Annotated in this window: 9 protein-coding genes; 6 read left to right on the top strand and 3 right to left on the bottom strand. The window is 56.9% G+C overall.

All coding sequences use genetic code 11. The annotated features are described in order from the left end of the window. Positions 1 to 3: 3 nt before the first annotated feature. Positions 4 to 1,440, bottom strand: a complete 1,437-nt coding sequence (gene pyk, locus G403_RS0106800; protein WP_027853330.1) for a pyruvate kinase — start codon at positions 1,438 to 1,440, stop codon at positions 4 to 6. Between the two features lie 114 nt (positions 1,441 to 1,554). Between pyk and G403_RS0106795 the strand changes: the two genes are divergently transcribed. Further along, positions 1,555 to 3,849: an ATP-binding protein gene (locus tag G403_RS0106795; protein WP_051298653.1), complete on the top strand. Its 2,295-nt coding sequence runs from the start codon at positions 1,555 to 1,557 to the stop codon at positions 3,847 to 3,849. Then, complete coding sequence (locus tag G403_RS0106790; RefSeq protein WP_027853328.1) at positions 3,836 to 5,209, top strand: sigma-54-dependent transcriptional regulator; 1,374 nt, start codon at positions 3,836 to 3,838, stop codon at positions 5,207 to 5,209. The genes G403_RS0106795 and G403_RS0106790 overlap by 14 nt, the downstream gene beginning before the upstream one ends. A 122-nt stretch (positions 5,210 to 5,331) precedes the next feature. On the opposite strand, the gene G403_RS0106785 is transcribed toward G403_RS0106790, so the two are convergent. Further along, a complete protein-coding gene (locus G403_RS0106785) occupies positions 5,332 to 6,939 on the bottom strand; it encodes a methyl-accepting chemotaxis protein (protein ID WP_027853327.1) in 1,608 nt (535 codons plus the stop codon). Positions 6,940 to 7,374: 435 nt separating this feature from the next. Here G403_RS0106785 and G403_RS0106780 point away from each other — a divergent pair, with 435 nt between their 5' ends. The 4 genes from G403_RS0106780 (at position 7,375) to G403_RS0106765 (ending at position 11,202) form a co-directional block, all read left to right on the top strand. After that, on the top strand, positions 7,375 to 8,358 hold the full coding sequence (locus G403_RS0106780; RefSeq protein WP_027853326.1) for a TRAP transporter substrate-binding protein: 984 nt from the start codon (positions 7,375 to 7,377) through the stop codon (positions 8,356 to 8,358). A gap of 142 nt (positions 8,359 to 8,500) precedes the next feature. Then, positions 8,501 to 9,058 carry a TRAP transporter small permease gene (locus G403_RS22465; protein WP_036232878.1) on the top strand — a complete coding sequence of 186 codons (558 nt, stop codon included), beginning with the start codon at positions 8,501 to 8,503 and terminating at the stop codon, positions 9,056 to 9,058. After that, on the top strand, positions 9,055 to 10,452 hold the full coding sequence (locus G403_RS0106770) for a TRAP transporter large permease (RefSeq protein WP_027853325.1): 1,398 nt from the start codon (positions 9,055 to 9,057) through the stop codon (positions 10,450 to 10,452). Before G403_RS22465 ends, G403_RS0106770 begins: the two co-directional genes overlap by 4 nt. A gap of 249 nt (positions 10,453 to 10,701) precedes the next feature. Next, complete coding sequence (locus tag G403_RS0106765; RefSeq protein ID WP_027853324.1) at positions 10,702 to 11,202, top strand: hypothetical protein; 501 nt, start codon at positions 10,702 to 10,704, stop codon at positions 11,200 to 11,202. A gap of 24 nt (positions 11,203 to 11,226) precedes the next feature. Here the strand turns inward: G403_RS0106765 and G403_RS0106760 are convergent, their stop codons facing one another. Further along, entirely contained in the window at positions 11,227 to 11,451 is a 225-nt protein-coding gene (locus G403_RS0106760) for a hypothetical protein (protein ID WP_027853323.1), read from the bottom strand. Positions 11,452 to 11,456: the final 5 nt, after the last annotated feature.

Raw genomic sequence — 11,456 nt, 5'->3', positions numbered from 1 at the left:
GCGTCAGGGTACCTGAATGATCTGCATGGAGTTGGTGCCACCGTGTACGCCCAGCGTCTGCCCGCGGGTCAGCAGGACGGTATCACCGCTGGTGATCTTGCCGGCCGCTTCCAGCCCAGCCAGCAGCTCCTTGTTGAGTGCTGCCTCACTTACGGCCGTTGCATCGAAAAACATCGGCTCCACGCCGCGGTAGAGTGCGACGCGGCGCATGGTCTGTTCGTTGCGGGTCAGCGCGTAGATCGGCAGGCCAGAGCGAATACGGGACATCCACAGCGGCGTGGAGCCGGATTCGGTCAGGCAGATGATCGCTTTGATGGTTGGCAATCCGTTCGCTGTGTACATGGCGGACCGGGCGATCGCTTCGTCAGTGCTGGAACAGGGTGTTTCCGGTTCGCTGGGCGCCGGGCGCGACAGCTGATGTTTCTCTGCGCCCTGGCAGATCCGGCTCATCGCCTGTACAACCTCCACCGGGTAGGCACCTGCCGCGGTTTCCGCGGACAGCATTACGGCATCGGTGCCATCGAGAATCGCGTTCGCCACATCGAACACCTCGGCCCGGGTCGGCATGGGGCTGGTGATCATTGTCTCCATCATCTGAGTGGCGGTTATTACGACCCGGTTGAGTTCGCGGGCACGGCGGATGATGTGCTTTTGCACGCCGATCAGCTCCGCATCGCCGATCTCAACCCCCAGGTCACCCCGCGCCACCATGACGCCATCGCTGGCGAGGATAATCTCATCCAGCGCTTCAGCCGTGGCGACCGTTTCTGCACGCTCGACCTTGGCGATAATCTCGGCCCGGCTGCCGGCTTCATCCAGCAGGTGGCGGGCCTCTTCCAGGTCGGCGCCGCTGCGGGGGAACGAGACCGCAACGTAGTCCAGGTCGAGCTCCGCTGCGACCTTGATATCGAAACGATCCTTGTTGGTCAGCGCCGCCGCCGACAGGCCTCCCCCCTGACGGTTGATCCCTTTATTGTTTGAAAGGTTGCCGCCGATGGTGACTTCGGTCTCGATCCGAGAGCCTTTGATGCCGGTCACTCGCAGCTGAACCCGGCCATCGTCCAGTAGCAGGATATCGCCCTCACGGCAGTCCTCCGGGAGCGCCTTGTAGTCGATACCGACTTCGGTCTGTGTGCCCGCTTCCGTTTCTAAAGCGGCATCAAGGGCAAACGGGTCCCCGACCTCCAGTTGAATCGGGCCTTCAGCGAAGCGGGCAATACGGATCTTGGGCCCCTGCAGGTCGCCCAGCGTGGCAACTGAGGCACCGAGCTTGCGGCAGGCTTCGCGCACGGCCAGAACACGCTGGCGGTGATCATCGGCGCTGCCATGGGAGAAATTGAGGCGCACGGTGTTGACGCCTTCGCGGATGAGCTGTTCCAGCACACCGGGTTTATCGGTGGCCGGGCCGAGCGTTGCGACGATCTTGGTTCGTTTATGCATGCTTGATCTCTGGCTGAAAGGAGATGCGCCTGTTCGGCGTGGCGCGACTAAAGTAAGATTCAGCCTAGCCAATTTCAAGTCATGCAGGAAGCGAGATGGGGAGATGCCGTGGTTATGGCGGTTGATACCGGCAGGCCCGTCAGTTCGCTGAGGGCATACAGACCACTACTGATTACACTGCTGCTGACACTGTTTGTCCTGCTGCTGGTGGAGACCGGTGTGGTCAGTCGACAGCAGGCGATTGACGAGCTGCAGCGCAGTGCCGAATCCCATCTCGACCGCTACATGCTGAGCCTTCAGCAGAAGCTGGATCGCTACAAAGACCTGCCCCATCTGTTGGCCACTCACTCGGAGTTACACTCAGCTGTGACCGCGCCCCTGGGCGACCCCATACTGGAGCGCGCCAGTCGCTACCTGGAGGAGGTTAATGGGATTATCGGCACCACGGATGTCTATCTGATGAATGCTGAAGGGGTGACGGTCGCGGCCAGTAACTGGCGTTCGGATACCACCTTCATCGGCCGCGATTTCAGCTTTCGTCCCTATTTTCAGGATGCTATGGAGGGTCAGGAAGGGCGCTATTTCGCGCTGGGTACCACCTCCAATAAACGCGGCTACTATTTCTCCTACCCGTTGCATCAGGACGGGCGGATCGTGGGTGTCGTTGTGGTCAAGGTCGATTTACATGATGTAGAGCGTCACTGGAGCAACCCGCTGATCGATCTGCTGGTTACCGATTCCGACGGCATTATCTTTATCTCGACGCGCCCGGACTGGAAGTTTCGTTCTCTGCAGCCCTTATCTCAGCAGGAGATGCAGCGCATTGTTTCCAGTCTGCGTTACGGTAACTACGAGCTGACGGAGCTTGAGATTCTCAAGCGGGAACAGCTCGACAGTGGGGGCGAGCTGATCACGCTGTTGGACAGCCGGCATATTGAGAATGAAGCGCTTGATGGCTTGAAGCCGCGGCAGTTCCTGCTGCAGCGCAAACAGGTGCCTGGTTTCGGTTTGCATGTTTCAGTGCTGGCGAGCCTGGAGCCGGTGGAAAACAGCATGCTGCGCAGTGTGTTGATGATGGGCTTTAGCACCGCCGCAGTGGCGCTGCTGGTGTTGTTCCTGTTGGCGCGCCGGCGCATCGTCAAGGAGCGGGCACGTTTTCAGCAACGGGAGATGATGGCACTGGAGGAGAACGAAGCGCGGGTTCGTGCGATCATCGATAACACCCACGCGGGGTTGGTGATGCTGGATACCAGTGGATCTATTGAGTCGATCAATCCCACCGCGGAGAAACTGTTTGGCTTTGCCATTGATCAAATCAGGGGGCATTACTTCAGTCAGCTGCTGGCACAGGCTGACCGGGCGCTATGTTGGCGCCATATTCTGGCGGATGACCCGGAAACGCCGGACCTGCTGTCGATTGAGGCAACCGGGCTGCGTCAGGATGGCAGTCGATTGCCGCTGGAGCTGAATATCAACCGGATGACGCTGGCCGGCTCCCGACACTTTATTGTGACCATTCATGATCTGACCGAGCGCAAGGAGCAGGAGCGCCAGCTGAAGGCCGCCCAGGAGGCGCTGGAAACCCGTGTGCAGGAACGGACCATCGATCTCAGTCGCGCAAACGCCAAACTGGTCGAGGAGATGGAGCAACATGGGCGGACGCAGAATGAATTGATCCAAACCGCCAAGCTTGCGGTGATCGGACAGATGTCCGCCGGTATCAACCACGAATTGAATCAGCCGCTGACCGCGATCCGTAACTACGCCGACAATGCTCGCGCATTTCTGGCTCGGGATCGACTGGAAACGGTGGATACAAATTTGCAGGAGATCGGAGCACTTACCGAGCGCATGAGCCGCATTATCCACCCCCTTAAAGAGTTTGCCCGCAAAAGCAGTGGCGCTGCTGAGCGCGTCTGCCTGCAGAGCGTGCGGGATGGAGCCATGTCACTGATGTACGGGCGGTTCGAAAAAGCCAGAGTGGTGGTGAACTGGCCCGAGGATCTGGGTGAGATCTATGTGCGCGGCGACAGTCTGCGTCTGGAACAGGTGCTGGTGAATCTGCTCTCCAATGCCCTGCATGCGATGGAGGGGCAGGCGGATGGACAGATCGATGTAACCCTGGCGCGGGACTCACACTGGATCGAACTGTCCGTGCGTGATCACGGACCCGGCATTCCGGCAGTGGATCAGGCCCGGGTGTTTGAGCCCTTTTACACCACCAAGAAGTCGGGACAGGGGTTGGGACTGGGGCTGTCGATCTCCCATCGGATTGTGCAAACGATGGGCGGACATCTGAGTGTGGCAAACCATCCAGAGGGCGGTGCGGTATTCACGATTCAGTTACCGACGGGAGAGGACACATCTCACGCCACGGGATCTTCGGAGAAACAGAATGACCAATACTGATCAGGCGGCGGTACCGGTCCTGCTGATCGACGATGAAAAGCATATCCGCCTTGCGGCCGGGCAGACACTGGAGCTGGATGGTTACGACGTCCAGACTCTGGAGTGCGCTGAGGGTGTGCTCGAACTGATTGATCAGGGGTGGCCCGGGGTGATCGTGACCGATATAAACCTGCCTGGGCTGAATGGTCTCGAGCTGATGCGTCAGGTGCGCGATGTCGATCCGGAGCTGCCGGTGATCCTGATTACCGGTCATGGTGATATATCCATGGCAGTCAGCGCCATTCGGGATGGCGCCTACGACTTTATCGAGAAGCCTTTCGCGTCTGATTTTCTGCTTGATACAGTGCGCCGTGCCGCCGATAAGCGCCGGCTGACGCTGGAAAACCGCCGTCTGCGCCAAGAGCTGGAGAGCCAGAGTGCGCCGGGTCCGCGAATCGTCGGTAATACCCCTCAGGTGCAGGCGTTGCGTCAGCTCTGCAAAACCGTGGCAGAGACACCGGCTGATGTGTTGATTCTGGCGGAAACCGGGTCCGGTAAGGATCTGCTGGCGCGTTATATCCATGAGCGCAGCCCCCGCCGCTCGAAAAACTTTGTCGCGATCAACTGCGGCGCGGTACCGGAAAACCTGATCGAGAGCGAGCTGTTCGGCCATGAAGCAGGTGCATTCACCGATGCCAAAACTCGGCGTATCGGTAAGTTCGAGCATGCCAACGGGGGTACGCTGTTTCTCGATGAGATCGAGAGCATGCCGATGTCGCTGCAGATCAAGCTGCTGCGGGTACTGGAGGAGCGTGCCATTGAGCGCCTGGGTTCCAACAAGCTGATTCCATTGGACCTGCGCATCATTGCGGCTGCCAAGGTAGACCTGAAGCAGTTGGCCGAGGAGGGGCAGTTCCGCGAAGATCTGTACTATCGCTTGAATGTGGTCCGGATCGATATACCACCGCTGCGAGAGCGCCGCGAAGATGTGCCGCTGCTGTTTCAGCATTTTACGCTGGTGGCTTCAGCACTCTATGGACGTGAGGTGATTGAACTGTCACCGGAGCGGATGCAGAGTTTGATGATGCATGACTGGCCCGGTAATGTGCGTGAGCTGCGTAACCTGGCTGAGCGTTATGTGCTCTTGGGTGAGTCCTGTACCTTCGATTTCGATAACCGCCCGATTACCGAGGATGGTAATGGAGCGGGTCTCACGCTGCCGGAGCGGGTTGAGCAGTTCGAGCGGATGTTGATCCATACGGAGCTTTCGCGGCATGGCGGTTCGATCAAGGATACGCTTCACTCGTTGGGTCTGCCACGCAAGACGCTCTACGACAAAATGAAAAAATACGGCTTGGATAAAAGCGATTATAAGCCCTGAAACGGTTGTCCTCAGGCGCGAAATAACGCTTTGAGATACGAAAAAGGCGGTTGGCGGATTTCGACACATTTGTCTCAATCGCCAACCGCCTTTCTGTTTTGGGGCGTGCCGGGAGCCGGTGATCAGAGTTTAAAGCGACTCACCATCTGTTCCAGTTGCTTGGACAGGTCGGACAAGTGCTCTGCCACGTTGGACAGCTCCTGCGCTCGGCTTGATGTGGTTTCCGTGCTGGAGTTGATCTCGGTGATGCTCTGCTCTACCGAAGAGGCCATCTGAGTCTGCTCGCGCACCGCGCTCGCCACCTGGTGGTTCATATCGTTGATAACACGAACCTCCTCAGCAATGTTGCTCAGTGCATGCGCGGTACGCTTGACCTGCTCCACACCGTTTCCGGCACCATCCAGTGCCGTGCGCATGACGCCCACCGCTTCCTTGGCATCGATCTGCAGATCGCTGATGATCTTGTTGATCTCTTCGGTGGAGTTGTGGGTACGGCTCGCCAGCGTGCGGACTTCGTCGGCCACTACGGCGAAGCCTCGGCCCTGCTCACCGGCGCGGGCCGCTTCTATGGCCGCGTTCAGTGCCAGCAGGTTGGTCTGTTCCGCCACTTTCTGAATCACCTCAAGCACGGTGCCCACGTTCTGACTTTGCGAATCGAGTCGCTCGATCACGCCGGTGGCCTGCTCAATGCTGGATTTCAGTGCTTCGATCGCCTGAATCGCCTGCTCGGTAACTTGGGTGCCTTCCGTGCTTTCCTGCAGGGCCAGGTCGGAGGCGGAAACGGTACTTTCGGCGCTGGCTTCAACGCTTTTGGTTGCTGCTTCCATCTGCTCCATGGCCGATGCGACCGAACTGGTCTGCATCTGGTTGCCTTTGGCTCCCTCAATGGCGCGTAGCGCGATTTCGTTGATCTGGCTGCTCGAGCTTGTCAGGCGCAGCACCGTATCATTCACGTGCTGAATACTGCTCTGGAAGTTGCCAAGCATGGAGTTAAACGCCTGGGACATGCGGCCGATCTCGTCCTGCGATTTTACATCGATACGGCGGCTCAGGTCAGAGTTACGCTCGATTTCATGGATCGTGTCGGCCAGGGCGTTGATCGGGCTGACCACGATACGACGCAGCAGGAGGCCGATGATCAGGATGCCGCCGATAAACAGACCCAGTTCCACCATCGCGACGTTGCGCAGGTTAATCATGATCTCTTTGTCGATCTGGGCGAAGTCGTAGGTCACACGTACCGCACCGAGAACCGTACCCTCTTCGACCTGGTGGCAGAGCAGGCAGTTGGTACCCTTGTAGTCGGATAAAGCTTTCATGGGCGTGACGACGGTCAGGCGGTGACCTTCGTCGTCGTCAAACTCCTTGACGATATGCTCACCATCCATCGCGCGCCGATCCAGCTCGTCCATAATGACCGAATCTTCAGTCCCCGGGCCGTAAACGTCCGAGACGCCTTTACCGCGAATGATGCGGGCTTCGATCAGTGACTCGTTACTCAGGATTTTCTGCTGCAGAACCCCCCGGTTATTCATGGCCCCGCTGAGCATGAGCATGTTGATGCTGTCAAAGTAGGAGTCGGCGGTTGCTTGGGTGGTGAACTCGGCTACATCCAGACTCAGCGAGGATTCGCTGCGGTAGATCGCTGTCAACGAACTGGCGAAGACCACGAGGAACACGAGTACCAGAGAGAGATTGACCTTGGTCTGAATAGAAACGGCTTTGTTCACTGTTCAGGGGTTCCGCTTGATTTTGTTATACGACGGTGATTACAGCATGTTGCGCAAATTCATCGCGTGATTCAACTGTTAATCCCCCGGATGCGGCGAAATGACAACACTCTTTTGCTTTGAGTCACTATGTCTGTCTTTTGAGTCACTTTTGTACATCCGCCGGTTGCGGCGAGAACCCGCTCATTTATCCAGGATCGATGTGTGGAAATCCGCCGATTCAATATGGCTTGAGTAAAAATCTAGTCGAGCCAGTTAAAAAATGTTTGTTTTTAAGTCGTTGTTTTAAAGGGCTTAAATGCTAAAGGTGATTGGTGTTTAACGGGGTTGGCACTGCGGTTGCTTAATCCGGGGACGATCACTCCTCCCCAAAGAGTGGCGAATAACTACAAGCAAACGATAACCGGATAAAACCGCGATAACAGGAGAAGTCCAATGCGTCTATTGACTGCTGCCGTAACCACAGTTGCTCTGACCCTCGGTGCTCAGGTAGCCACTGCAGCCCCCATCGAAATCAAGTTTTCCCACGTGGTTGCTGAAAATACGCCAAAAGGCCAGATGGCTATGCGCTTCAAGGAGCTGGTCGAGGAGCGCCTGGATGGCAAAGTAACCGTCTCCGTATTCCCCAACTCCCAGCTGTTTGGCGATAACAAGGTGCTGGAAGCGATGCTGCTGGGCGATGTTCAGATGGCTGCGCCGTCCCTGTCCAAGTTCCAGAAGTACACCAAGCAACTCCAGGTTTTTGATCTGCCGTTCCTGTTTAAAGACATGGAAGCGGTTAACAAGTTCCAGCAGAGCGCTACCGGTCAGGAACTGCTGACTTCTCTCGAAAAGCGCGGGCTGGTCGGCCTGGGTTATCTGCATAACGGTATGAAGCAGCTTTCAGCCGGCGAACCGATGCGCACCCCGGAAGATGCTGCGGGTAAGAAGTTCCGCATCATGACCTCCGACGTACTCCAGGCTCAGTTCGAAGCTGTGGATGCGGTGCCACTGAAAAAGCCGTTCTCCGAAGTGTTCACACTGCTGCAGACTCAGGCGATCGACGGTCAGGAAAATACCTGGTCCAACATCTACTCCAAGAAGTTCCACGAAGTACAGCCTTACATCACTGAGTCCAACCACGGTCTGCTGGACTACATGGTAGTGACCTCTGCCGAGTTCTGGAAAGGCCTGGATGCTGATGTGCGCACCGAAGTGAAAAAAGCGCTGGATGAAGCGATCGCGTATGGCAACGACATCTCTGAACGTAAAGCGATGGAAGATCGCCAGGCAATCATCGACTCCGGCCGTTCTGAAGTGATCCAGATCACCGATGCCGAGCGTGCCAAGTGGGTTGAGGCGATGAAGCCGGTGTGGAAGCAGTTTGAAGATGAGATCGGCGCGGATCTGATCGAAGCCGCTGCGGCCTCCAACAACTGATCATTCTCGTCATCAGACCGGGTGTCGCCTGATACCCGGTCTACTACCCCAGGGTCTGCGCTGCAACGGATGTAGAGGAAAGGCCGGGGTCTCCCCTGTACGTCCGCAGCCGTTATGCGCTCCGAACTTTTGAGGTTCAGTTATGGCACTTCGTAATCTTGTCACGCAGATTGAAGAGGCGGTTTTATCGCTGCTTCTGGTCAGCATGACCTTTCTTGTCTTCGCCGAGGTGGTTGCACGCTTCGGTTTTAATGCCGGCATTCACTGGGCACAGGAAGCCACTTTGCTGCTGTCCGGCTGGTTTGTCCTGTTCGGCGCCTCCTATGGCGTGAAAGTAGGCGCTCATATCGGCGTCGATGTCTTCGTCAAAATGCTACCCAGGGGCGTGCATCGTGCGGTCACTGTCTTTGCCGTCGCTCTCTGCCTGGGCTATTGCACATTGTTCCTGATCGGTTCCTGGGAATATGTGATGAAGATGAAAATGATCGGTATTGAACTTGAGGATATTCCGATCCCGAAATGGACGGTCTCGACAATTCTGATTATCGGCTTTGTGCTTTTGATTATCCGTTTCCTGCAGCTGGGTTGGATGGTGATCAAAGGGGAGGCTGACGGTTTCCACTTTGCCGATGAAGCTGAGGAAAGCATGCATATTGCCAACGAACTGAAAGAGTCGGAACAGAAGGAGGGCCGCTCATGACCACTGCTATGCTCTTCATTCTCCTGTTCGGCTGCATGCTGATGGGGATGCCGATCGCGATCGCGCTGGGTCTGTCCAGCGTCACCACAATTCTGCTGTTTTCCAGCGACTCGCTGGCGTCGATTGCGCTGAAGCTGTTTGAGGCAACCTCCGAACACTACACGTTGCTGGCGATACCGTTTTTTATTCTGTCGTCTGCTTTCCTGTCCACCGGCGGTGTGGCGAAGCGCTTAATCAACTTTGCTGTTGATGCCATTGGTCATGTGCGCGGCGGTCTGGCAATGGCGTCGGTCATGGCGTGCATGCTGTTTGCGGCCGTGTCGGGCTCGTCTCCGGCCACGGTGGCCGCGATCGGCTCCATCGTCATCGCCGGTATGGTGCGCTCCGGTTACCCGGAGGCGTTCGGTGCAGGGGTTATCGCCAACGCCGGTACTCTGGGTATTCTGATTCCGCCTTCGATTGTGATGCTGGTGTACTCGGCGGCGACAGAGGTTTCAGCGTCTCGCATGTTTATGGCGGGTTTTGTACCGGGCATCATGATGGGCGGGATTCTGATGATTGCGATCTACATCGCGGCTCGCATCATGAAACTGCCGGCCCAGCCGTTTCCCGGCTTTGGCCAGCTGGCACGCTCCGGCCTGATTGCGCTGGGTGGTTTGATGCTGATCGTGATTGTGCTGGGTTCCATTTATGGGGGTATTGCATCGCCGACCGAAGCGGCTTCCGTTGCGGCCATCTACGCCTTCCTGATTGCCGTTGTCGGTTATCGCGATATTGGACCGCTCAAGGGTGTGGCCTGGCGCAAAGAGGGTGAGGGCATGGGTAGCGTGGTGGCGCGTAACACCGGCCTGATGCTGTTGGCGCTGCCGAAGTCTGTGACTCACCCGGAAGTGCGTAAGGTGCTGGTCGATGCCTCCAAGGTGTCGATGATGCTGCTGTTCATCATCGCCAATGCCATGCTGTTCGCCCATGTACTGACTACCGAGCGTATTCCCCATACGATTGCGGAAGTCATCGTAAACTGGGGACTGCCGGCCTGGGGGTTCCTGATTGTTGTTAACATCCTGCTGTTGATCGCCGGGAACTTCATGGAGCCGTCGGCGATCCTGCTGATCATGGCACCGATCCTGTTCCCGATCGCCACCCAGCTGGGGATCGATCCTATCCACCTGGGGATCATCATGGTGGTCAACATGGAGATCGGCATGCTGACACCGCCGGTGGGCCTCAACCTGTTCGTGACGGCCGGGATTACCGGGCGGGATATGGTCTGGGTCATCAAGGCCTGTCTGCCCTGGCTCTGCCTGCTGCTCTTCTTCCTGATACTGATTACGTATATTCCGCAGATATCGCTGTTCCTGCCGGAGTATATCGATCAGCTGAAAGGCTACTGATTCCGTAACAGGAGATCCGGCGACGGGAAGATGGAACTCCCTGAAGCCTCTTTGCCTCCCAGTGAGTGATACCGCCAGTGCTATCCCCCCGGATCGCCTGGCGGTTTTTTTATGTACAGGACGTACGGTATGCCGCGGTCGCAGGGATGCGCAGGCGCGTATTTCCCGGTACCGAGGTCGGATATAAGTTGTGCTGCGATAGCGGTATAATCGCACTCTGTTCGTTTTACGGTGGGAGTAAAAGATAAAATGCTGGGTGCTGTAGCTGCGATCTGGGGATTTTTGGGTATTTGCCTGTTGTTCGGCAGCGCGATCTATCGCCTGGGAAGTATGGCATTGGAGATGTCGATGGCGAGCTTCGCCTGGTATCACTGGGCCGCTTTAGCTTTTAGCCTGGGGTTTATGGGGTTTGCCGAGGGTTACCGAGGCTTTCAGCAGAACTTCTCACCTCGGGTGGCCGCCCGAATCCGATACCTGTCCGGGAATGTGACGCCGCTTCGGGTGATACTGGCACCGGTATTCTGCATGGGATTTTTTCACGCTCAGCGCCGTCGGCAGATCGTTACCTTCTGTTTAACGGGCGGTATTATCATGCTGGTCATGGTGGTGCGTTTGTTGGAGCAGCCGTGGCGAGGCATTGTTGATGCGGGCGTCGTGCTGGGACTGACCTGGGGTATTCTGTCGCTGGCCGCGTTTACCTTCCAGGCGTTCCGGAGCGAAAGTTTCAACTATTCACCGGAAACGCCTTAATCGTTGGTATCCCGCATTAGAACCTCAGTCCTTGACGATCATCGTAACCTCCTCTGAGCCATGTACGATATGAGGAAAGGACTGCAGTACTTTCATCAGACCGTAGATGGCTACGCCATGGTGGGCACCGAAGTAACCATGGTCGATGGTTTCCCAGATCTCATGACCGGATGTCAGCAGCAGGATGACGCCGGAAAGCAGATTGACCCAGGGGTTTTCCGCAAAGCGTTTTAGGCGAAGAGTGAGCATCGATA

This window comes from Marinobacterium litorale DSM 23545 (assembly GCF_000428985.1).
In the GTDB taxonomy this organism is placed as follows: Bacteria; Pseudomonadota; Gammaproteobacteria; order Pseudomonadales; family Balneatricaceae; genus Marinobacterium_D; species Marinobacterium_D litorale.
The sequence above is the reverse complement of the archived record's forward strand: the minus strand, read 5'-3'. Positions and strand labels throughout refer to the sequence as shown.